The sequence below is a fragment of the Roseovarius sp. TE539 genome (assembly GCF_003298505.1).
Classification (GTDB): domain Bacteria; phylum Pseudomonadota; class Alphaproteobacteria; order Rhodobacterales; family Rhodobacteraceae; genus Roseovarius.
Map to the genome: position 1 here is coordinate 27729 of NZ_QNGB01000024.1, position 25470 is coordinate 53198.

The following is a 25470-nucleotide window of genomic DNA, read 5'->3' on the forward strand; positions in this document are numbered from 1 at the left end:
CGCGACTGACTAAGCCTGCGCCGCGAGCGCGTCAATTGATATTTGTGCCGCGGCGTCCTGCCCCCGTGGCGCCAAGCCCCGCAAGCAGCAGCAGGATCAATGGCCAATCCCCCGTGCGCGAATAGATCGTCGGCGATGACGGCGGTGGCAGGGGCAGGTCGGTCCAGCCCGATTCACCCAATTCGATGGCACCGGTAATCCGCCCCTGCGCGTCGATCACCGCGGAAATTCCGGTGTTGGCCACCCGGATCATCGGCAATCCGCGCTCGGCGCTGCGCAAACGGGCCTGGGCCAGATGCTGATGAGGGCCGGATATGTCTCCGAACCAAGCGTCATTGGTTATCAGAAGCAGGAAATCCGGACGCCGGGGCGCCATGGCCACATTGCGGGCAAAGACGCCCTCGTAACAGATCAGTGGAAGCGCCGACCCGATGCCGCCAACGTCGATGACACGTGGACCGGGGCCGGCCGAAAAGCCGTTGCCATCCTCCGCGGCAAGCCCGCGCAGACCGAAGCGCCGCAGGTGCCTTCCGAACGGCAGGTACTCTCCGAAGGGGACGAGATGATGCTTGTCATACTGCGCCCTGACGTCGCCGCCGGGCCCGAGAAGAACCATGGAATTGTAGAGGCGCGCGCCCTCCCTGCGCTGAACGCCCAGAACCACCGGCACATCACCCGCAGCCTCGGAAACCTGCCCGAGTGCCGTACCAGCTCGATGCAGCGGCACCGGAACAGACGTTTCCGGCCAGACGATCAGATCCGGACGGTCCGCACCGTCTGCCGTGAACGCGATCTGCCGGTTGAAGAAAACGCCCATCCAGTCAGGATCCCATTTTCGATCCTGTGGGGCATTGGGCTGAACCAGACGGACCAGCGGCGCGTCTTCGGAAACCGGCACGGCGCGGTCCAGCAAGGGGGCGGCAAGATAGAGGGCTGCGACCACCGCCACCACCAGCATCCCTTTCAGCCGGGCCCGTAACGCCAGAAACAGACCGGCGCCGGCGGCGAGTGCCACCGCGCTGAGTCCGAGCGGCCCGATGATCGCAGACCAGGCAAGGACAGGAGTATCGATCCAGATATGCCCCACCTGCGCCCAGGGAAACCCGGTGAACAGGACGGCCCGCGCGGCTTCGGCAAGCGTCAGCGCGGCGACCCATGCCACGACCCCGCCACCGGCCAGACGCGCGACGGCAAAACCGGCGGACCAGAACAGCCCCAGCCCCGCGGCCATGAAGGCAAGGGCGAAAGGCGCCATCCAACCGTGCCGCGCAACATCCACCAGGAAGGGTTCGACGATCCAGCTGAGCGCGAGCAGGAAATAACCGGTTCCCGCGGCGAAGCCGATCAGGGCCGCCGATTTCATCCGGGCCGCCTTGCGGAACAATGCAAACAGGCCGCCAAGAGCGATCAGCGTCAGAGGCCAGAGATCCACAGGCGCCTGTCCAAGCGCCGAGACAGCACCAAGACTTGCCGCCGCTGCACCGATGCGCCATCCCCCGGCGCGGTCGATCCCGCACCGGCGCGGCCCGGTTTCAGTCATCCTGATTGCCCGGAAGGCGCACCCTGAGACGCTTGATCCGTCGTGGATCTGCCTCGACCACCTCGATCATCACCCCACTTGGATGTTCCACGACCTCGCCACGCACGGGCACGCGGCCCAGCAACATGAAGACAAGACCGCCAAGGGTGTCGATCTCTTCTTCGTCGACGTCTTCGGAATCCGTCAGGGATGTGCCGATCTCTGCCTCGAAGTCCTCAAGCGGAGTCTTGGCCTTGGCCAGGAAGCACCCCGGCGCCTCCAGGGTCCAGAACCGGCCCTCGTCGACATCGTGTTCGTCTTCGATTTCACCCACCACCTGCTCGATCACGTCCTCGATGGTCACCAGGCCATCGACCCCGCCATATTCATCGATGACAAGGGCCATGTGGCGGCGATCACTCTGCATTTTCTGAAGCAGAACGCCGATGGGCATCGAGGGCGGCACATAGAGCAGCGGGCGAAGCATCTCCTTGAGGGAAAAGCGCCCCCCGGACCCGTTGAATCCATGCTTGAGAGCGAAATCCTTGAGATGTGCAAGCCCCACCGGCGAGTCCAGCGTGCCCTGATAAACCGGCAGGCGGGTCATCCCGCTGTCGCGGAATACCCGCACCAACTCGTCCTTGGTGATGTTCAGGGGAACCGACACGATATCGGCCTTCGGCACGGAAACATCCTCAACCACCATGCGGCGAAGGTTGACCATACCGGGCAATTCCGTTCCGGTCCCATCCGACGGGGGCTCGGCTTCCGGGTCGTCTGTTTCGGTGGGGCTGAGAACCCCGATGATACGCCGGAAAAAACTTTCCGGTTCGTCGTCTTCGTCTTGCCTCTCGGGCTGCGCGCGTTGCGCCGCGTTAGAGGACTCGTCCAAACTGTCGCCCATCTTCTCTTTCCAGTGCCGGGGCCTCAGCCCCTGTCGTCGCAATATGGGGTATCAATGCCCATTTTGCCAAGTATCGCCACCTCCATCGCTTCCATCAAAGTGGCATCTTCGTCACGCAGGTGGTCGAATCCCAGAAGGTGAAGCACCGCGTGAACCAGCAGATGTGTGATGTGGTCTGCCGGTGGGCGGCCAATGGCGTCCGCATCCGCCAGGCATGTGTCGAATGCGATCGCAACATCACCAAGCTCGCCGTCCATCCCGGTTTCCGGGGCTTCGGGCGCCGCCCCGGCCACAGGCGCGCCGCGTTCCGCACTTGGCCACGACAACACGTCGGTGGCCTTGGGCCTGTCGCGGAACATCGCGTTGAGCGACGCAATCCGCGCATCGTCACATCCCAGGACACTGATGACGAAGGCATCAGGATCCAGTCCGAGATGTTCAAAGGTCGCCTGCCCCGCCGCCTCTGCAAGAGAGTCGAGGCGCAACTCGCGCCATCTTTCATCTTCGATCAAGGTTTCAGTGAGCATCCGCGTTCCGCGCCCCGAATCAGCCCGTTCTCCGAACTTCAGCTGTCGGCGTCATAGGCCTCGATGATCGCGGCCACAAGCGGATGGCGCACGACGTCACGGGCACTGAAGTAATTGAAGCTGATGTCGGGAATGGAATTCAGCAGCCGTTCGGCCTCGTGCAACCCTGAGGGCACACCGCGCGGCAGGTCGACCTGGCTGCGGTCCCCCGTGACCACCATGCGGCTGCCTTCGCCCAGCCGGGTCAGGAACATCTTCATCTGCATCGAGGTTGCATTCTGCGCCTCGTCCAGCACGACAAAGGCATTGTTCAACGTCCTGCCGCGCATGAACGCCAGGGGGGCGATTTCAATCTTCTTTTCCTCGACCAGCTTGGCGAGCTGCTTGCCGGGGAGAAAGTCGTTGAGCGCATCATAAAGCGGCTGCATGTAGGGATCGACCTTGTCCTTCATGTCGCCGGGCAGATAGCCCAGCTTCTCGCCGGCCTCGACCGCCGGGCGCGACAGTATGATCCTGTCAACATGCCCCTCGATGAACATGGACACCCCGACCGCCACGGCAAGATAGGTCTTGCCAGTTCCGGCGGGTCCGATCCCGAATGCAAGTGAATGTGCGAAGAGCGACCGGACGTAAGCCCTCTGCGCATCCGTCCGCGGCTCGATCAGTTTTTTCCTGGTCTTGATCTCGATCGGGCCGCCCCGGAACATCTCAAGCTGATCACCGTCGCGGGTTCCCTCTTGCGGCTCGTCGCCCATGCGAAGCTCGCGGTCCACATCACCGCTTTCGACAGGCTTGCCGGCCTCGAGACGTTCGTAAAGGGTGTTGAGGACATTCACCGCCTCGGCGGTCTGGCCAGGCTCCCCGACCACTGCCAGTTGATTGCCACGCCTCAGGATGTGGATGCCGATGCTTTGTTCGATCTCGGCCAGGTTCTTGTCGTATTCACCGCAAAGGTCGATCAGCAATCGGTTGTCCAGAAACTCCACGATCTCCTCATGCATGTCGGCCTGATCGGTCGAGGACGGCAAGGCAGGAATGGACAATCGGCTCTCCCGGGCGCGCTGTTACGAGTAGACCGTGCCAAGATGCGCTGGCCTGTGCAAGCAAATCACGACAAATATCACGCTTGTGACATGAAACACCGATGGCCCTGCCCGAGGACGGTCATCGCCCTCGGCGTCTCACTTCGGACAGAGACGGAAAGATCAGATCGGGTCGGAAACCGTCGAACCGGACTTGAAGGCGCCCGTCGCCGTGTTGGGCGGGGCCGTTCCCGAACATACGGGCTTGCCATACTTGTCCAGCCGCTGGGACAGATATCCCTCGGCACCATCGTCGATGATCCAGTGATCACAGCCGTTCGGGTCGATCCAGATCCCGGCCTGCAGCTGGCTGAGATGTTTGGAATCGATCCCTCTGTCGACGGTCTTGTTGCGTTTGTTGTCCACGCATCCGGCAACCAGCGAGGCCGCGCAGAGAACGAGTGCGGGTTTGAGGAATTTCATTTGCCGACGCCCCCTTTAGCGAATGCAGATAATCTCGACACGGCGGTTCTGCGCCATGCCTGCAGCTGTGTTGTTGGATGCCTTGGGCATCCGTTCGCCGTAACCGCGGACGTCGGCGATGCGGGCCCCGGCCCCGGCCGCGACACGCGCCACGGCATTGGCCCGCCGCAGCGACAGTCCCATGTTGTACTGGTCCGATGCCCGGCTGTCCGTGTGCCCCGTGATGATATACGAGACGGCGTTGGCTTGATGGAAGAAATTCACCAGCCGGGCGCGTCCGGCGCTGCTGATATGGGCGCTGTCGGTCCGGAAAAGCTGATCGGTGTTCATGACACCGCAAACATTGCCACGACGACAGACCGGAATGCCCTGACGATTCACATGGGGAGACATGTAGCCTTCCCAGCCATCATCCATAACCCAATGTTCACACCCGTCGGGATCAACCCAGATCGTGGGTGCATAGCGTTCTCCGATAACGGTTGTCTGCTGTGCGGCCGCGGCCCCTGCTGCGGAAATGGCGAGTGCAAGTCCCATTACGGCGGCAGCCATCCGACCGGGAAGCGCACGAGCGAATTTTGAGAGTCCCCCCGTCACAATCCTGTTCCTTTTTTCTGTTCCCCCAGGCGGCACTGACACGCAGTAGCGCCGGTGCCGCGGCTATAAACCACGGTCGAGCGTAACAGCTTTACCTGATATGTGAAGCATTATTCACATGTGATTGTTTGGTATGAGGAAACAATGCAACGTCGCGCTGTGGAAAACCCGGCGCCCAACAGGCGGATGCAGTCAGGCAGGCAGCAGTTCACCGGCCAACGAATTCGGCAGCGCGTCCACGATACGCACAGGTGCGATGGTTCCCCGCTCCAGCTGCGCCCCGCCAACATGGACGGCATGCAGATACTCGGACTTGCCAACCATCTGCCCCGCTTCGCGGCCCGGCTTTTCGAAAAGAACGTTCACCCGCTTGCCGACCATCGCGCGCTGCACCTCATTCTGTTGACGCGAGATCAGCGCCTGAAGGCGCTGCAGCCGCTCGGACTTGATGTCCTCGGGAACCTGCGGACGTTCCGCGGCCGGCGTTCCGGGGCGAGTGGAGTACTTGAAGGAAAACGCGTAACCGTATTCTACCGCCTCGACGAGATCCAGCGTGGCGCGGAAATCCTCCTCGGTTTCCTCGGGAAAGCCGACAATGAAATCACCCGACATCAGAATGTCCGGACGGGCCGCGCGAATGCGGTCAATGAGCCGCAGGTAACTTTCGGCCGTGTGACTGCGGTTCATCCTCTTGAGGATGCGATCACTGCCCGACTGCACCGGCAAGTGCAGATATGGCATCAGTTTCTCGCACTCTGCGTGTGCCGCGATCAGATCGTCGGTCATGTCATTCGGATGCGAGGTGGTGAAGCGGATGCGCGCCAGACCGTCGATTCCGTCAAGCGCCCGGATCAAACGCGCCAGTGACCAGTCCGACCCGTCCGGCCCCTCTCCGTGATAGGCGTTCACGTTCTGGCCCAGCAGTGTGATTTCGCGCACGCCGCGCGACACCAGGTCGCGCGCCTCTTCGAGGATACGGCCTGCGGGGCGGCTGACCTCGGCGCCGCGCGTATAGGGGACGACGCAGAAGGCACAGAACTTGTCACACCCCTCCTGCACCGTGAGAAAGGCCGTCGGGCCGCGTTGCGCCCGCGGGCGTTGCTTGAGAGCGTCGAACTTGTCATCGGCGGGAAAATCGGTATCAAGAACCTTGCTCCCGTTACGCGCGCGCGATTCCATGCCCGGCAACCGGTGATAGCTTTGCGGACCCACGACAAGGTCCACAAGTGGCTGACGACGCATGATTTCCTCGCCCTCGGCCTGCGCCACACAGCCGGCCACGCCGATTTTCAGTTCCGGGTTCTCCTCCTTGAGCGGGCGCAGGCGGCCAAGTTCCGAGTAGACCTTTTCAGCCGCCTTTTCACGGATGTGACAAGTGTTGAGCAGGATCATGTCCGCATCCTCGGGTGTGTCGGTCTGCACATAGCCGGATCCACCCATGGCCTCGGCCATTCGCTCACTGTCGTAGACGTTCATCTGACAGCCGTAAGTCTTTATGTAGAGCTTCTTTTGCTGCGCCATTCCCGGGGCTCCCGTCGCGGTCACGAGGGGCCTGATTACATCATTCCGGGGGCGACTTGCAATGGACCGCGAATTGACGGACCCTGCCCGTAAAAAGAGGGCGCGAATGCAGTATTCGGATCTGGACGATTTTCTGGCAAGGGGCAGTTCGGCACTGGCGAAAGGGCCGATCGCGATGATCTTCGTCGAGGACGAAACAGAGGTCGATTCGACATTGCGGCACCATCTCGACTGCGGGTTCAAATCCGTTCTGGCCCTCATGCCGGATGCATTCAGTCTGGCCGAAGACGTGGCCCCGCGGGTCGAAAGGATCGGCCACACCTTGCCGGAAACCCAGCAATTTCAAGACACTGTGAACAAGATCATCGCCGCCGCGCCGGGACTGTGGATGTTTTACTGCTTCAACACGGAGTATCTTTTTTACCCGTTTTGCGAAACTCGGACAGTCGGGGAGATGCTGGCCTTTCATACCGAAGAGCGCCGGGACGCCATGCTGGCCTACGTGGTTGATCTCTATGCGGGGGATCTGAACCGTCATCCCGATGCCGTGGCGCTGGAGGACGCGCATCTGGATCGCTCGGGGTACTATGCGCTGGCGCGGACGGGCGGCGCGCACGATCATCCCATGGATCGGCAGCTGGATTTCCACGGCGGGCTCAGATGGCGCTACGAAGAGCATATTCCCGAGGCCCGACGAAAGATCGACAGGATCGCGATTTTCAAGGCAAAACAAGGACTGAAGGTGGATTTCCGTCATCTCTTCAACGATGAGGAATACAACACCTACGCCTGCCCCTGGCACAACAACCTGACTGCCGCGATCGCGTCGTTCCGCACCGCCAAGGCGCTCAGGCGCAACCCCGGATCACGCTACGAGATCGACAGTTTCAGGTGGCACAATTCGGTGCGCTTCGAGTGGCATTCGCGGCAGTTTCTGGATCTGGGGCTGATGGAGCCCGGACAGTGGTTCTGATCCGGCAGGCCCGGTTTACATCAACATTCTGAAGACCTTGCAGGGGGTTGTTGAACGGTCTTCAGGCGACTTTCGCGACGTCGTGTCCGTGGTGAACGCACCGCGGCCGCGGCGCGTCTCACTCGGCGCTGTCGCGGCCGCGGTCGCGGGCCTGTTCGCGGGCACTGGGATGTTCTGACGGCACGAACGGAACCTCGGAGACAATCGCATTCACGGGCGCGCCGCTGGTTTCGGCATACGTCTCGGGCAGTTCCACACCGAGGCGGGTGCCGATCCCGCTCTGCGTCCAGGGCACGAACCCGAGGGCGATATTGGTTTCAAGTTCCGGCGACCACCAGGGCGAGGTCACGTAGCCGCAGCGTGTCCCTTCCGAATCGGTGATCAGCCAGAAATCCGGTGCGTAATCCGTGATCGGCTTGCCGCCCATTTTCAGCCCGACGAGTTTCAGCGCAAAGGGGTATTCACCTGCTTCGATTCGCGCGCGTTGTGCCTCGAGGGCCTCACGGCCGATGTAATCCGCGGCTTTCGAGCGCGGCACCTGATAGGACAGGTTGACCTGAAAGGGCGACGTCTCGGCGTCCATGTCCTGACCCCAGGACAGGATGCCCGCGGCGATACGACGGTGATGTGCTGGCGCGATGACACGCAGGCCATAGCGGGCGCCGACGCCCCGCAGCGCGTACCAGACCTGTTCCGCGGTTTCGGAGGCATTGCGAACATAGACCTCGTAGCCCTTCTCACCGGAAAAGCCGGTCTGGCTGATCAGAACCGGACACCCCTCGATCTCGGCCTCCATGAGGCCGTAATAGGGAATCCCGCGCACCGAATCGCCGACAACGTCCGCCATCATATCCTCTGAAAGCGGCCCCTGAACCTGAACCGGCGCCACGTCGATCTCGCGGATATCGACATCCCAGCGGCGCGGCGTGTTCACCCCCTGCATCCACAGCATCAGGTCGCTGTCGGACAGCGAGAACCAGAATTCATCCGCGGCCGGGCGCAAGAGCACGGGATCGTTCAGGATACCCCCTGCCTGGTTGCACAAGATGCAGTACTTGCCGTGCATCGGCTCGATCCGGGTGGCATCGCGGGTGATGATCGTGTTCACGAACGCTTCGGCGTCCGGACCCTTCACCCTGATCTGCCGTTCCACGGCAACGTTCCATAACGTCACCCCGTTGCGCAACGCCCGGTATTCGGCCATCGCGCCGCCATCCTCTGGCCGGATGTAGCCACGCGGGTGATACATGCGGTTGTAGACGGTCGCGCGCCACATCCCCGCCTCGACCGACAGATGCCAGAAGGGGGATTTGCGCACCCGTGTCGAGATCAGCATCTCGACGGGCGTGGGGCCGGATTGCCGCAGGTTGACGGGCACCGTACGGTCGGATTGATCCACGCCGGGCACATTGGGGTGCTCGCGTTTTTGTTGCTGGCTGAGTTTGGTGACCTGTTCCATGCCTAGAAAATGGGCATTGCGACCGGCGGCTTTCAACCCCCGCGACGGTCACGACCATTCACGCATTCACGCGAGGGCGCGCAAATTTGCCGCGGGTCACCTCATGTTTTACATGATATATGCACGATATTATATTGATATTGTGATGGGATTATTCACAGGTTTTCCGCCTGTGGCATTCCGAGGACATGAAACCCGCCATCCACGCGGACGATCTCGCCGGTGGTGAAGGCGCCGGCATCCGAAGCAAGGTAGACGGCGGTTCCGCCCACGGCATCGAGCGTGGCATTGGCCCGGAGCGGGGCATTCTCGTCGGTATGCTTGAAGGTGCGGCGCGCGCCCCCGATGGCGGCGCCGGCCAGTGTCTTCATCGGGCCGGGCGAGATGGCGTTCACCCTGATTCCGTCCGGCCCCAGATCGTTGGCGAGGTAGCGGGTGGTCGATTCAAGCGCGGCCTTGGCCACGCCCATCACGTTGTAATTCGGGACCACGCGGTTGGAGCCCTGATAGGTCAGCGTCAACAGAGTGCCGCCACCGTCCTTCATGAGCGGGTAGGCGCGGCGCGCCACTTCGATGAAGGAATAAGCCGAAATTTCCAGCGACGCGCGGAAATTGTCCCGGCTTGTGTTGAGAAACCGCCCCGTCAACTCGGACTTGTCGGAATAGGCAATGGCGTGAACAAGAAAGTCGATGCTCGGCCAGCGCTCGGCCAACGCGGCGAAGGCGGCATCAAGAGACGCGTCATCCGTCACATCCACGTCGACCAGGAAGTCCGATCCCACCTCCGCGGCCAGCGGCGCCACACGTTTACCGAAAGCCTCGCCCTGGTAGGTGAAGGCAAGCTCGGCCCCGGCGCCGTGCATCGCCCGTGCGATGCCCCACGCGATCGAGCGGTCGTTGGCCACGCCCATGACAAGGCCACGCTTGCCCTCCATCGAATTCCTCATGTCATGTCATCCCTCATATCTGCTCATAAGCATGGAGCCGTTGGTGCCGCCGAAGCCGAAGGAATTGGTCATCACCGTGTCGAGCCCGGCTTTGTCGACGCGGCTTGTCGCGATCTCGGACGGGTCGAGCGCCGGATCGAGCGTTTCCACGTTGATCGACGGAATGATGAAATCCTCGCGCAGGGCCAGCAGGCAATAAATCGCCTCCTGCGCGCCGGTGGCACCCTGGCTGTGCCCGGTCATGGACTTGGTGGAACTGATCGGCGGGGTGGCGCCCTCGCCGAAGACGCGGCGCACCGCCTCCACCTCGCCCACGTCGCCCACCGGGGTCGAGGTGCCATGCGCATTGATGTAGCTGACCTTGCGTCCCGCGGGCAGGGTTTCGAGGGCCAGGCGCATAGCCCGCTCGCCGCCCTCGCCCGAGGGAGCGACCATGTCGTGCCCGTCGGAGGTGGCGGCGTAGCCGGTGATCTCGGCATGGATGCGTGCCCCGCGCGCCAGGGCATGCTCGAGTTCTTCCAGAACCAGCATGCCGCCACCGCCGGAAATCACGAACCCGTCCCGGTCGGCGTCAAAGGCGCGGCTGGCCTTCTGGGGCGCGTCGTTGAACCGCGAAGACATCGCACCCATGGCGTCAAAGAGGCACGAAAGGGTCCAGTCCAGCTCCTCGCCGCCGCCGGCAAACATCACGTCCTGCTTGCCCATCATGATCTGCTCGGCCGCGTTGCCGATACAGTGCAACGAAGTGGAACAGGCCGAGGTGATCGAGTAATTGATACCCTTGATGGCAAATGCTGTGGATAAGTTGGCTGATATGGTCGAAGACATGCATTTCGGAACCGCAAAAGGGCCGATCCGCTTGGGGCTGCCCTTTTCGAGGACGGTCTGATGCGCCGACAGCATGGCCGAGGTGGACGGCCCGCCCGACCCGGCGACAAGACCGGTTCGGGGATTGACGATGTCATCCTCCTCCAGTCCCGCATCCGCGATTGCCTGGCTCATCGCTATATGGGCATAGGCCGCACCCGGTCCCATGAAACGCAGGGTGCGCTTGTCCACATGCTCGGCCACGTCTATATCCACGGCTCCCGCGATCTGACTGCGGAAGCCGTGTTCCGCCATGACCGGGTTGGCGGTTATCCCCGAACGGCCGTCCCGCAGGGACGCCAGAACCTCGGCGGCATTGTTTCCGATGGACGAGACGATACCAAGTCCTGTGACGACGACGCGGCGCATTCGAGCACTCCTATGCAACGGGGCCTCAGCTTTCGGAAAGGGCGACCTTCATGTCCCTGACCTCGTAGATGACGTCGCCGTCGGCCTTCACGATGCCGTCGGCCACGCCCATTGTCAGGCGGCGGGTCTGCACCGCCTTTGTGAAATCGACATGATACGTGAGCATCCCGCGATCGGGGCGCACCATGCCCGTCAGCTTCACTTCGCCGACGCCCAGAGCATAGCCGCGCCCCTGCCAGCCGCGCCAGCCAAGGTTGAAGCCGGTCAACTGCCAGAGACCATCGAGCCCGAGACAGCCCGGCATGATCGGGTTGCCGGGGAAATGGCACTTGAAGAACCACAGGTCAGGGTGAATGTCGAACTCGGCCACCACATGCCCCTTGCCATGCGAGCCACCATCGGCACTGACCTCGGTAATGCGGTCCATCATCAGCATCGGCGGTTCGGGCAGCTGCGCGTTGCCGGGGCCGAAAAGCTCGCCACGGGCACATTTCAGCAGGTCTTCCTTGTCGAAGCTGCTCGGATACTCGGCCATGTGAGGCGGCCCTTTCGCGATAAGACTAAACTGTGCCCGAACCCTCTATCACCCTGCCAGCGGCGCTTGCAAGCCTGTGGGAGACAGTGGCAACTGCCGCGAAGGCGATGAAATTTGTTTGAAATCCGCCGCCCCGCGCCCCTATATAGGGTTGAAATGCAAAGAAGGCCGGCATGACACCGCAGGCGACGAAAACCGGAAACGAGTGGCTCGAGCGCGGAGGCGTGCGGCCCACCCGTCAGCGCGTGGCGCTGGCCGCGCTGCTGGTGGGTGACGGGCAGCACCGGCATGTGACTGCCGAAAGCCTGTTTTCCGAAGTCCGGAGGCTGGGGGAAAGCGTGTCCCTGGCCACTGTCTACAACACGCTTCGCGCCTTCTGTGACGCCGGGCTGATTCAGGAAATCATGGTCGACGGATCAAAGAGCTATTTCGACACCAACACCCATGACCATCCTCATTTCTTCTGGGAAGACGAGAACCGGCTCAGCGACGCGCCCGCCGAAGAGCTGGAGATCGCGCGTCTGCCCGATGCCCCGGACGGAGCTGCCATAACCTCGGTCGATGTGGTGATCCGGCTGCGCCGGACCTGACCACCCCGTCCACCCTCCCCCGACACCCCACGGAGAGCCGCATGCGTGCCATCAGCTATTCACGTTTCGGACCGGCCGCCGAGGTCCTTGACCTCGTGGAGATCGCCAAACCCCTCCCCGGTCCGGGCGAGGTTCTGGTCCGGCTCAGTCATTCCGGGGTCAACCCCTCCGACGCCAAGGCGCGGGCCGGGGCGCGCCCCGGCGTTACCAGGCCCGCGTTCGACAGGATCGTGCCGCATTCGGACGGCGCAGGCGAGATCGAAGCGGTCGGCAAGGGCATCGACAGCGCACGCATCGGCGAAAAGGTCTGGATCTGGAACGGTCAATGGCAACGCCCCTTCGGAACCGCGGCCGAATACATCGCCCTGCCGGCAGCGCAGGCGGTGCCCCTCCCCGAGGACATTCCCGCGGAAGTCGGGGCCACCCTCGGGATCCCCGGCCTGACGGCGGCGCATGCGGTCTTCGGCGACGGCGAGGTGAGCGGGCAAACCGTGCTGGTCAGTGGAGGCGCGGGCGCGGTGGGCCACGACGCTGTGCAACTGGCGCGATGGGGCGGCGCGACGGTGATCGCCACCTGCGCAGAGTCCGCTGCGGACCGGGTGGCGGCGGCAGGGGCCGACCACGTTCTTGCCTATGACGATCCCGATCTCGCCGCCCGGATCCGCGACGCGGCACCGGCGGGCGGCATCGACCGGGCCATCGAGGTCGAATTCGGGCAGAACGCCGCGCTACTGGCCGAGGTCATGGCGCCGCTGGGCCGCGTCATCGCCTATGGCTCGGGCCGGGACATGTCACCGCGACTGCCGTTCGGGGCCTTTCTTTTCAAGTCCATCACGCTTGAGATGCCGCTCGTCTACATTCTGCCCGGCACCCCGCGCCGCGCCGCCATCGAGCGATTGCACAGCGCGCTCTCGGCCGGGGAGCTGCGGCCTGAAATCCACGCACGTTTCCCGCTCGTGAACTGTGCCGCCGCACAGGATGCCGTGCTGGCGTCGGGACGTGCCGGCGCGGTCCTGCTCGAAATCGTCTGAAGCCGGGCCTTCTCCCGACCTGTTCAAATGAGTATTTCAGGAAAGATGAAGACGGTCGAAACTCTTCATCTTTCCCCAAATACTCCCGCCGGAGGCGCCGCGGGAAACGGGCGCAAACCGATGACATGAGCGGAGGCGTCGTCACCCCCCGCCTTTCGGGATGATCGCTTGCGACAGGAATTGTCGCGGATTGGCATGCGGGCCGGGTCAGGCCAGGCAGTGTTGCGGCAACAGAACAGGGAGGGCTCCATGCAAACCACCACCCGCGTGGTCGTGATCGGCGGCGGTGTCGTCGGATGCAGCGTTCTTTACCATCTCACCAAGCTGGGCTGGTCGGACGTGATGCTCATCGAACGTTCCGATCTGACAAGCGGCAGCACCTGGCACGCGGCGGGGGGGTTTCACACCCTCAACGGTGACACGAACATGGCCGCACTGCAGGGCTACACCATCAAGCTTTACCGTGAACTGGAAGAAATCACCGGCCTCTCCTGCGGGCTGCATCATGTGGGGGGCGTGACGCTTGCCGACAACCGCGACCGGTTCGACATGCTGCTGGCCGAACGCGCCAAGCACCGTTACATGGGACTGGACACGCATATCGTAGGTCCGGAGGAGATCCGCAAGATCGCGCCGGTGACCGATACCGAGGGCGTACTCGGGGCGCTTTACGATCCGCTTGACGGGCATCTCGATCCCTCGGGCACCACCCATGCCTATGCCAAGGCGGCACGGATGGGCGGGGCCATAATCGAAACCCATTGCCATGTGCGCGAGACCAATCCGCGGCCCGACGGGACCTGGGACGTGGTGACCGAAAAGGGCACCATCCATGCCGAGCACGTGGTCAACGCGGCCGGCCTCTGGGCGCGCGAGGTGGGGGCGATGGCCGGGGTCTACCTTCCGCTGCACCCGATGGAACACCAGTATCTCGTGACAGGAGAGGTTCCCGAAATCGTCGAGATACTCGACACGGGTGGCGAGCATCCGCATGTCATGGATCCGGCCGGTGAAAGCTACCTGCGGCAGGAGGGGCGCGGCCTGTGCATCGGGTTCTACGAACAGACCTGCCGGCCCTGGGCCGTGGATGGCACCCCCTGGAGCTTCGGGCATGAATTGCTGCCCGACGATTTCGACAAGATCGAGGAGTCGATCGATTTCGCCTACCGCCGCTTTCCGGCACTGGAGCGGGCGGGCGTGAAATCGGTGATACATGGGCCCTTCACCTTCGCACCGGACGGCAATCCTCTGGTCGGGCCGGTGCCGGGCATCGCCGGCTACTGGTCCGCCTGCGGCGTGATGGCCGGATTCAGCCAGGGCGGCGGCGTGGGGCTGATGCTGGCGCAGTGGATGGTTGACGGCGAGTGCGAGCGCGATGTCTCGGCGATGGACGTGGCCCGGTACGGCGACTGGATCACGCCCGGCTATACCCGGCCCAAGGTGATCGAGAACTACCAGAAACGGTTCAGCGTTGCCTATCCGAACGAGGAACTTCCCGCCGCGCGCCCCTTCATGACCACGCCGATGTACGACATCTTCGAGAGCATGGGCGCCGTCTGGGGCCACCAATACGGGCTCGAGGTGGTGAATTACTTTGCACAAGAGGGCGAACCGCGCTTCGAAACACCCTCCTTCCGGCGCTCGAATGCCTGGGAGGCCACGAAACGCGAAGTGCAGGCGGTGCGCGAGGGCGTGGGCATCAACGAGGTGCACAATTTCGGCAAGTACCTTGTGACCGGAGAGAAGGCGCGCGCCTGGCTCGACCGGATCATGGCCGGGCGCATTCCCAAGCCCGGGCGCGTCTCGCTGACGCCGATGTTGAGCCCGGCGGGTCGGCTTTGGGGCGATTTCACCGTCTCGTGCCTCAATGACGAGACATTCCAGCTGACCGCGTCCTACGGGGCGCAGGCATGGCACATGCGCTGGTTCGGCCAGAACGAGACGGTGGGCGTGCATGTCGAGAACATCTCGGACCGGCTCAACGGGTTCCAGATCGCGGGCCCCAGCGCGCGCGACGTTCTGGTCGCCTGCACCCGCGACCGGGTGGCGGACATGAAGTTCATGGATCTGCGCCACGCCACCGTCGGGATGGTGGATGCGCTGATCCAGCGGGTCAGTTTCACCGGCGATCTCGGCTACGAGATCTACTGCGATCCGATGGCACAACGCGCGCTCTGGGCGGTTCTGTGGTCGGAAGGGCAAAGGCACGGAATGAAGCCCTTCGGGATGCGCGCGATGATGTCGCTCAGGCTCGATCGGTTCTTCGGTGGCTGGATGCGCGAATTCTCACCCGATTACACCGCCGCTGAAACCGGGCTCGACCGCTTCATCAGCTTCACGAAAAACGTCGATTTCGTCGGCCGCGCCGCGGCGGAGGCCGAGCGCGCAGCCGGGCCCGGACGCAAACTGGTGGCGTTCGAAGTGGAGGCGCTGGACGCGGACGTGAACGCCTACGAGCCGGTCTGGATCGAAGGCGCGGTTGAGGGATTCTGCACCTCGGGCGGGTACTCGCACCATGCCGAGAAATCCGTGGCCCTGGCGTTGGTGCCGGCGGCGAGGGCGGTGCCGGGTCTGGCGGCGGAAATCGAGATCCTGGGCGAGATGCGCCCGGCGCGGCTGATCACGGAACCGCTGTTCGATCCCGAGGGGGTACGGTTACGCTGCTGACGCCTTCCGGGGTGTCGGGGCGATGTCCGGCGCCTCCGGCGGGAGTATTTGGGGAAAGATGAACACAGTGGCATCAGGTGACTGTTTCCCGGCGGGAATACTGCGGAGGGAACCTTGCCGGCTGGCCCGGAAGCAGAAGGGGCGCCGCCCCCGTCTTCGAGAGGGGGCCGAGGCATGACCGGGCTTGCGATCCTGATTCCCGCCGCGGGTCGCTCGGAACGCATGGACGGGCGCGACAAGCTTCTGGAGCCGGTGGACGGCGAGCCGCTTTTGGCGCGGCAGGCCCGGGCGGCGCTGGCCACGGGGTGGGAGGTTCTGATCACGCTGCCGCCCGGAGCGGCGGCGCGACGCACCGCCCTCGACGGGATCGGCGGCGCCTGCCTGCGGGATGTGACGGATGCGGCACAAGGCATGGCGGCGTCGATCCGGGCCGGTGCCCTGTGGGCCGAAGCCCGGGAAGCCGATGGATTGCTGGTGCTGTTGGCCGATCTTCCCGAACTCGGGACGGACGATATCGCCGCGGTGGCGCGGAGTTTCATTGCCCGGCCGCGGCTGGTTCATCGCGGGATGGATAGCGCGGGCCGCAAAGGCCATCCCGTTGTTCTGCCGAGGCGCCTTTTCCCGATGCTCGGCGCGCTTGAGGGCGATGCCGGCGCGCAGCAGGTGTTCACAGGCGAAACCGTGGTGAAGGTGCCCCTGCCCGGGCATCGGGCCACCACGGATCTGGACACGCCGGCGGACTGGGCGGCGTGGCGGCAACGGACCGGGCGCTGACCCCGTCGGCGCGCGCCCTCTACTGTGGCCGGCCGCGCGCGACCAGTGCCTTGGCCTCATGCGCCTTGAGAGACGGCCGTGCCGCCCTGTAGGCGCCGAGACCGCGGGCACTGGCGAGATCCGGAAACAGCGTCAGGATTTCGTCGCGTTGCTCCGCCTCGATACCACGTAGCGCGTCATCACCGGGCTGGAAACTCTCGGACCAGGCGGAATCGGCCAGCAGGACCTCATGGTGTTCACACATCACGTGAATGTAGCTCACGCCTTTCGCCGCGCCGGCCTGCTCGATGCCGGGCAGGCCGGTCAGGTGTTTGGCGGCGACGAGAACCTCGCGTTCCCCGAAGAGCATTTCCGCCAGTTCATTGGCGATCAGCATCCGGTGATTGGGGCTTACCAGCATGTCACGATCCGGCATCCCGGTACCGAGCGCATCGCGCCGGATCAGGACCGGACAGAGATGCGGCGCGACCATCAGACGGGCGGCATCGAGCCTCCGGCGGCCGGTCCAGCAGATTTCGCGAAGGCCGTTGTCCCGGGTGATGACGCGATCGCCGGGGCGCAGATCCGTGATCATCTTGATGCCGCGCGGCGTGGCGATGCCCGTGCCCGGGGTAAAGCAAATCACGCGCTCGATCTCGGAGAAGTGGGCCGTGTGCGTCACTCCGCCCGACCCGTCGAGGAAATCCACGGTGCCGGATTCGGGTCCCGTATGGGTGACCGAGGTCGAGAGTCCCGACAGGTCGAGCACGTCGATATCCGAGTCATCACTGTCTTCGCCACCGACGATCCTGTGATCTCCGGCCTCCGTGACCGAAAAGGTATCGGACCCTGTATCACCCTCCAACGTGTCGTCGCCGGCACCGGCGAAGAGCGTGTCACCGCCCGCGCCCCCCTTGAGGAGGTCATCACCGGGTTCGAAACGGGTGAAGGACACGTTGTCGATCGCACCGCTGCCGTGGAGGGTGACATCCATGCGCGCCACGTTGTCGTTGTCGATCGTTTCCAGCCGTTCACCGCCATCGCCGGTTGCGGAAACCGGGATGGACTGGATCAGCGCGCCCTCGTCGTCAAGCAGGTCGATCTTTGCCCCTTCCTCGATGTCCTTGAAGGTCATCGAGTTCATCGTCACCGGATCGTCGAAAGTGAACTGGAAGGTGCCGCCGCTGCCATTGTCATCGGGATCGGACGTGTCACCATCCTGTGACAGGATCAGAACCTTGCCGAGGGTCGCCGAGCCGAGATCGCCATCGCCACCGGTCGGGTTTTCGGTGTCGAAGATCATCGGCGGGTGGTCGGAATCCTCACTGGCAATCGTGACTCCGTGGCCTTGAAACTGTCCCGAAACGATGTCGCCGGTCGCGAGACCCTCGAAATCCAGCGTCGTGGCCTGATCACCGGCGCCACCGCCCGCCAGGGTATCGGATCCTTCACCGCCCGAGAGCGTGTCGTCGCCAAGGCCGCCATCGAGGCTGTCATCGCCGCCTTGCCCGAAGGCTTCGTCGTTGCCGGCGCCTCCGAGGATCGTGTCGTCGCCATCCTCGAAGGGCGTGACCACGGGATCCTCGATCAGGTCACCGCTGAAGCTGAACCCGGAATTCGTGGACCGTGTTTCGAGCGTGAACTCGATGAACTCCCGGTTTTCGAATTCCGCCGAGAACCATGCATCCGGATCGGACGGATCATTCTGTTCGGTGCCCGAGGCGGTCACGGTGCCGGAGCCGGTGGTGGTTTCGAGAGACGTCTCCGATGTGGTCGAGAAACTGATGAAGCTGTCCGCGTCGATGGTCACGGACTCACGGTCGCCGGGGCTGTTGCGGTCGAGGTCGTTTATGGTGGCGGTGGAGTTGAGGGCCACCGGATCACCGGTGGCCGGATCGAAGAATTCCATCCGGAAGCTGGCCGTTTTGCCGCCCATGGACTCGTCCGAGCTGCCGTTGAGCAGGATTTCGAATCCGTCGCCGCCGCTCAGGTCAACGTCCAGATGATCATCGCTGGTGCCGGTCAGGACGATGCGTGCGGAGATCGAAGTGCCATCTTCAAGCTGAGCGACATCGGAATAGACCGCCGTATCGCCGACATCCGCATTGTTGTTTCCGTGAGAGGTGTCCGACACGAGGTTCGAAATGCTCAGCTCAAGCGGAGTCGCGTCGTTGCCAAGCGAGGTGCCATCGCCGGCATCACCGAAGATCGTGTCGTCGCCATCACCGCCGAGGATGCTGTCGCTTCCACCCTCTCCGGACACCCGGTCGGCCCCTGCAAGAGCCTCGATGGTGTCATCTTCGTTGGTTCCGGGAATCGTGTCGTTGCTGCCCGTGCCGTCGATATCGGCCATGCGGAGGTCTCCTTGCCTGTATCACGCCGCGGTTGACCCTTCACGAAGGGCGCCCCCGCTTCCGCGGCTTACCGTTTACTCATGGCGCAAGTATGGCGCAGGGCGCAAAAATTGCCATGGACGGCGAAAAAGCCACCCATGGGAGATGCGCGACCGCAACAGAAACCGTGTGATTGTACGTCACCAACGAAACAATCCCGGACAAAAGCCGGGATTGTCCCTTTCGGACCCGAAACGCCCCCGGAATCGCGCCCGGCACCGGCGCAGTTTCCCGCGCCGGTCGGCTGCAAATGCCTTATTCCGCGACCAGCAGGCCCGCCTCGTGCTTTTTGAGCGACCGGCGGGCGGATTGGTAGGCCCTGATCCCCTCGGCCTCGGCCAGTTCCGGGAAGAGTTCGAGGATTTCCGCCCTGCTTTCCTCTCCCATGCCGTCAAGGGTCTGTTCACCGGGCTGGAAGCTCTCGGTCCAGGCCCCGTTCGACAGAACCACCTCGTGCTGGTCGAACATGAAGTGAATATAGCTGACGCCACTTGCCTCGCGGACCTCGTCCACGCCTTCGAGTCCGGTCAGGTGCTTAGCCGCGGCAAGCACCTCGCGATCCTCGAAATAGAGCGCGGTCTTGTCGTTGTTCATCAGCACCCTGTGCTGCGGACTGACCAGCATGTCACGCTCGGGCAGGCCGCGGCCGAGGGCGCCGGCACGGATGAGCACCGGGCGCATGTGCGGCGCGGCACCAAGTTCCGCGGTGCCAAGATCGCGACGGCCGGCCCAGCGGATTTCCTGCAGGCCATTGTCGCGGGTGATCACACGGTCCCCGGGCCTCAGATCCTCGACCGGGCGTTCGCCGTAAGGTGTGGCGATAACCGTCCCCGGCGTGAAGCAGGGCACGATCCGCTCGATCTCGGAATAGGTCATCGAACCGGTGACGCTGCCACCCGGGCTGTCGAGGAAGTTGATCGTGCCGCTGGTGGAGTCGCCATCGGGATCGGTGGTCTCACCGACCCTTTCGAACGGTCCAAGGCCAGTCAGGTCCAGCGTGTCGAAATCATCGCCAAGGGTGCCGCCATCGACGTCGTCGCCATCCGCGTCAGAGACAGAGGTGATGATGAACGTGTCGCGATCAGCACCGCCGGTCATGGTGTCGGCGCCGGCCCCGCCTATGATCGTGTCATCATCGACCCCGCCGTGCAGGGTATCTTCACCGGCACCGCCTTCCAGCGTGTCGTTGTCGTCCTCACCGAAGATGAGGTCATCGCCACCCCCGCCGAGAAGCGAATCGTCGCCATTGTCCAACTCGGGGTCGATGGGATCGGGAATGTTGACGGCGGGATCGTCGATGCCACCATAGATCGTGTCGTCGCCACGACCACCGAATACGGTGTCGCTGCCTTCACCGGCAGTGATTTCATCATCGCCGTCAGCGCCGTAGATTTCGTCGTCGTCCAGCCCGCCGTCGATGGTATCATCACCGGCGCCGCCACTGATCCAGTCGGCATCGTCGCCGGTGTTGATCGAGTCGTCACCGCCGCCGCCATCAACCGTATCGCGGTCGTTCAATTGGTTGGGGTCTTCATCCACGACACTTCCGAAGCCGTCATCGGGAAGCGGGTCACTTCCCGACGTGTCGATGGTATCGTCGCCCGAGCCGCCGATCACGGAATCGCTGCCGTCTCCGCCGATCAGCACGTCATCGCCACCGCGCCCGTCGATCGTGTCGTTGCCGGCGCCCCCGTCGAAGAAGTTGCTGAACACATTCGGGTCCGAGGTGCCCTGCTGGTTGAAGCCGACGAGAAGATCGTCATGATTCGAGCCGATCGCACCGTCGATGCCATTGATGATCGTGTCGTTATCGGCGTCACCGCCCGAGAGGCTGGAGGTTGAGAGGTTGACAGTCACGGCCGCGCCAGAGGTGGAGTAGTCGATCACGTCCTCGTCACGACCGCCGTCGAAGCTGTCGGCGCCGTCGCCGCCGACAAAGGTGTCGTCCTCGTCCCCGCCGCGCAGGATATTGGTGCCGTCGCCGCCCGAAAGCAGGTCTGCCCCGGCACCGCCCTCAATGCTGTCATCGCCGCCTTCGCCGTAGATCTCGTCGGCGCCCGCGCCGCCCAGCAGGGTGTCGTCCCCCCCCGTGCCGGGATCCGCCACCGGCGCGTCGTAATAGACGTCCGTGACCCAGATACCCGAGTTGAAGTCGCCTTCGCTGTGCTCGATCTTGATCTTGTCGAACGGGCCGTCGATTTGCACTCGCGCCGAGAAATCATCCTCGTTTGGCTGCGCGTATTCATCCGGACCGGGGTTGTCGGTGCGCGCTGTGTTCCCGGAAACATCGAGTTTGCTGCCACCCGTCAGGTTAACCGTGACCGGCACGCCATCCAGCTCGGCGGTGACGGTCACCATGCCGGACCCGTCGATATCGTTGATACGGAAATCCGCATTCTCGACCGGCGTCGAAAACCCGAGTTCGAAATTGGCGCTGCCGTCCCCGTCGCCCGTCAGATCACTTACCAGACCGCTCCCGGCGTCGATCGACTCGCTGCCGTCATCGATTCCCCCGACGAACTGGTGCTCGTCCGAGAATTCATGGTCGACACGCGAGCTGGATTGGTCGGTAACCGTGAAGGTCACATCGACGTTGCCCGTGTTCTGGGTAAAGTGGGACAACGGATCTTCGTCTTCGATCGGGTTCGGTCCATTTGGATCGGGCGCCTTGTCCCATTCGAAGCTCTCGCGCACGATGCCGTCGAACTGTTCGTCGGAAAGATCGCTGTCGCCGTAAATCAGGTCGTCGCCGGTTCCACCCTTGACGCTGTCGTTGCCAGCCCCGGCAACGACGGTATCGTCGCCCTCGAAGGCGAAGATGGTATCATCATCGCCGTCGAAGCCGTCGACCTGGTCACCATCGGCATCGATGAAGAACGGCAGGATCAGATCACTGCCGGTCGTTCCGTCGACAATTCCGTTCGGGCCTATCCCCGATCCGGAGCCTGAGCTTGATCCACTCATTTGCACAATCCTTCTGTTTTCAATTCCCCAAGGTCGTCCTGCGACCCGTGTAACGTCATGCGTGCCGACAACTTTCGGTTGCGCGCATCCCTTTTCCCCGGCAATACCTGTTCCCGACACATCCCTTCCGGACGATGCGAAAAGCGACTAAGGCTTCCGGACAAGGCCGGGGCATGTGCGCGCGACGCGTTTCGGCCACGCCATGAGCGGCGACGTGAGTCCGCCCGGCCGGACGGGCACGATACTAGCTGAGGGAGAGTGCCATGACTGACAGCGAAGCCGCAGCCGAGGCTGGCGAGATCGCCCGGCGGGCCGCCGCGCTTCTGGGTCGGCGGGTGGAGCGCATCACCGCACCGGCCGGGCGCGAACAGGCGAGCTGGCGAATACATCTGTCCGACGACACGATGATCGTCACCCGCCGCACGGACCCTGAGCGAGCTGCGCGCGAACGGATGGTTCTGTCCCGGCTGGCCCCGCTGACCGACGCGGTTCCGCGCCTTCTGGCCGCCGAGGAAGAACTGACAATCCAGTCCGATCTTGGCCGCGACCGCCTGAGCGTTGCGGCAAATCGCGCCGACGCCGGGCAGCGCCACAAGCTGGCGCGGGACACCGTTGACTCGATCCTGGCGATACAGCGCGCGGCGGTCACAGCCGGGCTGGCCGAGGAGCCGACGCTGCCTGCGGTTGGTCGCGATGCCGGGATCACCAGCCGCCGTCTGGACGCGATCACGGCGCTGGCACAGGCGCTCGGGGCGGAACCGCCGACCCTTGACCGCGCCCTCGTGACCGACGCGATGGCTGTTGCGCCCGTCGGCTTCGTGCGGGGCGACTGCCGTGCGGGCAATGCCGTGCTGGACTCTGCGGGCATGGTGCGCTGGTTCGATTTCGAGGATGCCGGCCGCGGACCGGGCGCCGAGGATTTTGTCCGCCTTATGAACGACGAGACATGGCCGCTGTCGCCCGAGGCGATGCTGGAGATCATCGGCGCGCGTCTCGACCCGCGGGACACTGACGACCCGGAGGCGTATCTGGCCGATCTGCGCGCCCGCGCCGTCTTGCATGCGGGCGGTCGCCTGGGACGGATCCTGCGCCGCGCCCATCGCGAGGGTTGGCAGATCCGCGCGGAAATCCTGCGACGCGACCGGCTGGGCGCGCATCCGGCGATGGCTGCCGCTCTCGCCGACCGGGCGGCGCGACTGGCTGCGGACTGTCCGCTCTGTCATGGCGCGGAAACCGTGTTCACCGCCGCCGCGCACGCCGTGCGCGCCGTCTGGCAGCGGTGACGATCGCGCGGGAATGCCGAGGAACGAGTCATCGAGCAGACTGTTATCGATGTCGCCATCGATCCCCCTCACTGACATCTTTCCACTCCCATTGTGCGATACGGTCGTCTCAACCGCTTCTCGGACATTCGACTCATCTGCCCGGGACCGATGATGATTCCACGGGCTTCGAGGCGACCGTCGTAACCGCAAGCATGAGATGCGATGGCCCGGCATCACAGTCGTGGTCGGTAGCTTTGCCATCGTCTTCTCCTTACCGCGGGCGGGTGCCCGGCCTTCCGCCTCGTGGCGAACAAAACTCCTGCCCCCCCGACAGGCCGGCGCGACCGCCGCGTGCCCGGCACCGGGCGGGATGTTCGGGTTCGCCACCGGCAGCCGGGCGCCGCGCCGCGCTGGCGCCTGCGTCCCGGTTTCCAGACCATGCTTTGCCTCAGCACGGCGAACGCACGAACAACATCCCGTCGATGCATTTCACGCGCAGTCGCCCCCACGACCAACAGACCTCGCCCCCCAGCTAGGCAAACGCATTCTTACCCCGTACCGGCGCGACCACAAAGGCAAATCTGACGGCAACGTGACCGCAATCCGCCACAATTGGGTCCTCAACATGACGAAACCGGACACGGAACAGCCCTGACGGGCAGCGATTGTTTCCAGCCCCGCATTGACGGTCCACCCGTCCAGAGCCTTGAAACAAAGGGCCCGGGACGGTGCGGCGGCCGGATCAACCGGGATCGCTTCGGGGAACTGTTTCCATCTTCGCGACGAGCACCCCGAGTCCGCGCCATCACCCGGCATTGCCGCACGGGCCAAGCGTCCGCGGAACGTTTTGTTTCCGCTTCAAGGTCAATCCACGCGCACGCGGCCTTTTCACGATCATCCGGAAACGTCCCCGGCTCGAATCGCCACGCACCCTGGCCTTGCCCCGCATTGCCCGCCCGGCCCTCGCCCGGTTAGGGTGGCGCGACGCGGTGAAGGGACGGGGCATTGGGCGACGGCGGCAACACCATCACATTGACACTGACATGGCAGGTGTTCGGAACCGCGATGACGGTGCTCGCAGTCGTGGTTCTGTCCGCCTTCGTCTTGCTTGCCACGGGCAAGGGCCGGCTCGATCTCGGGCGCGAACGGATGGGGCTGGAGGGCCTGCCCCATTTTGTCGTGCTGATCCTGACGGTCATATGGGCGGCGCTCCTGCTGACCCTGCTCTGGGGTGTCTTCTGGGTGATCTTCGGGATCATGGACAGAACCGCCGCACCGACGCAGGCGGAGGGCCTGGACCTGCGCTGGTCACTGCTGACCCTCACGGCCCTCACGGCCGCACTGGGCGCGGTGATCTCCCTGCCCTTCACGCTGATCCGCATGGCGCTCAACCGCCGCCAGACCGAGACCGCCGAACAGGGCCACATCAACGACCGGATCAACACCGCCGTGCAGGGGCTGGGCGCGGAGAAGGAGGTGAACCGGCTCGGTCGACAAGTGACGTTGCTATTTAAAGAAGCCGAGGCTGTTTCTATCGAGTTTGAATGGAAGGACGAGCCATTACAGCTTCCGCCCGGTGCAACGCGTGGCAAAAACGAAAAATGGGAAAACATTGCTGTCACAATACCCAACCTCGAAGTCCGCATCGGGGCGATCTACGCGCTGGAGAGGATCACGCAGGACAGCGACCGCGACCATGTGCAGATCATGGAAATCCTCTGCGCCTATATCCGGGAAAATGCCAAAACAAGTGATCTAACGCCTAAAGAACTACCTTTTGAGCGTGGATCGCTTCGTGTCGACCTTCAAGCAGCTATCGACGTGATAGGTCGTAGATACGAGAGCCAAAAATCTGTAGAAAGGGCAAAAAGGTACCGATTGGACCTCAGAGGCACCGACCTGAGTTTCGCCAACTTCGCACGTGGTGACTTTAGCGCCGCAATTTTAGCAAGCTGCAGACTAGGCGGCGTCTGCATTTAGGGGATTCCCAAATCGGTTCTCGTTTGATTCAAGATCAAAAACGGGAGGCGATCTTGAGCAGACGGACTTTGACAGACAGGCAGTGGGCGATCATCGAACCTTTG

Annotated in this window: 20 protein-coding genes; 7 read left to right on the top strand and 13 right to left on the bottom strand. The window is 63.6% G+C overall.

The window, feature by feature from the left end; all coding sequences use genetic code 11:
- Positions 1-31 precede the first annotated feature (31 nt).
- The 7 genes from lnt to miaB all read right to left on the bottom strand — a co-directional run bounded on the left by lnt (position 32) and on the right by miaB (position 6573).
- Positions 32-1540 carry an apolipoprotein N-acyltransferase gene (gene lnt / locus DQW77_RS13900; protein WP_113258835.1) on the bottom strand — a complete coding sequence of 503 codons (1509 nt, stop codon included), beginning with the start codon at positions 1538-1540 and terminating at the stop codon, positions 32-34.
- Entirely contained in the window at positions 1533-2423 is an 891-nt protein-coding gene (locus DQW77_RS13905; RefSeq protein WP_113258836.1) for a hemolysin family protein, read from the bottom strand. Before DQW77_RS13905 ends, lnt begins: the two co-directional genes overlap by 8 nt.
- Before the next feature lie 23 nt (positions 2424-2446).
- Positions 2447-2950: an rRNA maturation RNase YbeY gene (gene ybeY / locus DQW77_RS13910; protein WP_113258837.1), complete on the bottom strand. Its 504-nt coding sequence runs from the start codon at positions 2948-2950 to the stop codon at positions 2447-2449.
- A 38-nt stretch (positions 2951-2988) separates the two neighbouring features.
- A complete protein-coding gene (locus DQW77_RS13915) occupies positions 2989-3951 on the bottom strand; it encodes a PhoH family protein (protein WP_113258856.1) in 963 nt (320 codons plus the stop codon).
- Positions 3952-4155: 204 nt separating this feature from the next.
- Positions 4156-4455: a hypothetical protein gene (locus DQW77_RS13920; RefSeq protein WP_113258838.1), complete on the bottom strand. Its 300-nt coding sequence runs from the start codon at positions 4453-4455 to the stop codon at positions 4156-4158.
- Positions 4456-4470: 15 nt separating this feature from the next.
- A complete protein-coding gene (locus tag DQW77_RS13925; protein WP_258523866.1) occupies positions 4471-4992 on the bottom strand; it encodes an OmpA family protein in 522 nt (173 codons plus the stop codon).
- Between the two features lie 252 nt (positions 4993-5244).
- Positions 5245-6573, bottom strand: a complete 1329-nt coding sequence (gene miaB, locus DQW77_RS13930) for a tRNA (N6-isopentenyl adenosine(37)-C2)-methylthiotransferase MiaB (RefSeq protein ID WP_113258840.1) — start codon at positions 6571-6573, stop codon at positions 5245-5247.
- A gap of 106 nt (positions 6574-6679) precedes the next feature.
- Between miaB and DQW77_RS13935 the strand changes: the two genes are divergently transcribed.
- Entirely contained in the window at positions 6680-7546 is an 867-nt protein-coding gene (locus tag DQW77_RS13935; protein ID WP_113258841.1) for a hypothetical protein, read from the top strand.
- A gap of 118 nt (positions 7547-7664) precedes the next feature.
- Here the strand turns inward: DQW77_RS13935 and DQW77_RS13940 are convergent, their stop codons facing one another.
- The 4 genes from DQW77_RS13940 to fabA form a co-directional block, all read right to left on the bottom strand.
- Positions 7665-9005, bottom strand: a complete 1341-nt coding sequence (locus DQW77_RS13940) for a glycine cleavage T C-terminal barrel domain-containing protein (protein ID WP_113258842.1) — start codon at positions 9003-9005, stop codon at positions 7665-7667.
- 155 nt (positions 9006-9160) lie between these two features.
- Positions 9161-9952: an enoyl-ACP reductase gene (locus DQW77_RS13945; protein WP_113258843.1), complete on the bottom strand. Its 792-nt coding sequence runs from the start codon at positions 9950-9952 to the stop codon at positions 9161-9163.
- Positions 9953-9958: 6 nt separating this feature from the next.
- Positions 9959-11188, bottom strand: coding sequence for a beta-ketoacyl-ACP synthase I (fabB, locus tag DQW77_RS13950; RefSeq protein WP_113258844.1), 1230 nt, complete (start codon positions 11186-11188; stop codon positions 9959-9961).
- A 25-nt stretch (positions 11189-11213) separates the two neighbouring features.
- The gene (fabA, locus tag DQW77_RS13955) at positions 11214-11723 is read right to left on the bottom strand and encodes a bifunctional 3-hydroxydecanoyl-ACP dehydratase/trans-2-decenoyl-ACP isomerase (protein WP_113258845.1); all 510 of its coding nucleotides are present in this window, start codon (positions 11721-11723) and stop codon (positions 11214-11216) included.
- 173 nt (positions 11724-11896) lie between these two features.
- Between fabA and irrA the strand changes: the two genes are divergently transcribed.
- The 4 genes from irrA (at position 11897) to DQW77_RS13975 (ending at position 16785) form a co-directional block, all read left to right on the top strand.
- Positions 11897-12313, top strand: coding sequence for an iron response transcriptional regulator IrrA (gene irrA, locus DQW77_RS13960; protein WP_113258846.1), 417 nt, complete (start codon positions 11897-11899; stop codon positions 12311-12313).
- Positions 12314-12354: 41 nt separating this feature from the next.
- The gene (locus tag DQW77_RS13965) at positions 12355-13344 is read left to right on the top strand and encodes an NADPH:quinone reductase (protein ID WP_113258847.1); all 990 of its coding nucleotides are present in this window, start codon (positions 12355-12357) and stop codon (positions 13342-13344) included.
- A gap of 249 nt (positions 13345-13593) precedes the next feature.
- Entirely contained in the window at positions 13594-16011 is a 2418-nt protein-coding gene (locus tag DQW77_RS13970; RefSeq protein ID WP_113258848.1) for an FAD-dependent oxidoreductase, read from the top strand.
- A gap of 174 nt (positions 16012-16185) precedes the next feature.
- Positions 16186-16785 (top strand): NTP transferase domain-containing protein, encoded by a 600-nt coding sequence (locus DQW77_RS13975; protein WP_113258849.1) that lies wholly within the window; start codon positions 16186-16188, stop codon positions 16783-16785.
- 19 nt (positions 16786-16804) lie between these two features.
- On the opposite strand, the gene DQW77_RS18760 is transcribed toward DQW77_RS13975, so the two are convergent.
- Positions 16805-19117: a Hint domain-containing protein gene (locus DQW77_RS18760; protein ID WP_113258850.1), complete on the bottom strand. Its 2313-nt coding sequence runs from the start codon at positions 19115-19117 to the stop codon at positions 16805-16807.
- A gap of 295 nt (positions 19118-19412) precedes the next feature.
- Positions 19413-22121, bottom strand: coding sequence for a Hint domain-containing protein (locus DQW77_RS13985; RefSeq protein ID WP_113258851.1), 2709 nt, complete (start codon positions 22119-22121; stop codon positions 19413-19415).
- A 263-nt stretch (positions 22122-22384) separates the two neighbouring features.
- On the opposite strand from DQW77_RS13985, the gene DQW77_RS13990 reads away from it, so the two are divergent.
- Complete coding sequence (locus DQW77_RS13990) at positions 22385-23404, top strand: phosphotransferase (protein WP_113258852.1); 1020 nt, start codon at positions 22385-22387, stop codon at positions 23402-23404.
- Between the two features lie 987 nt (positions 23405-24391).
- Complete coding sequence (locus DQW77_RS13995) at positions 24392-25366, top strand: hypothetical protein (protein WP_147094978.1); 975 nt, start codon at positions 24392-24394, stop codon at positions 25364-25366.
- Positions 25367-25470 lie beyond the last annotated feature (104 nt).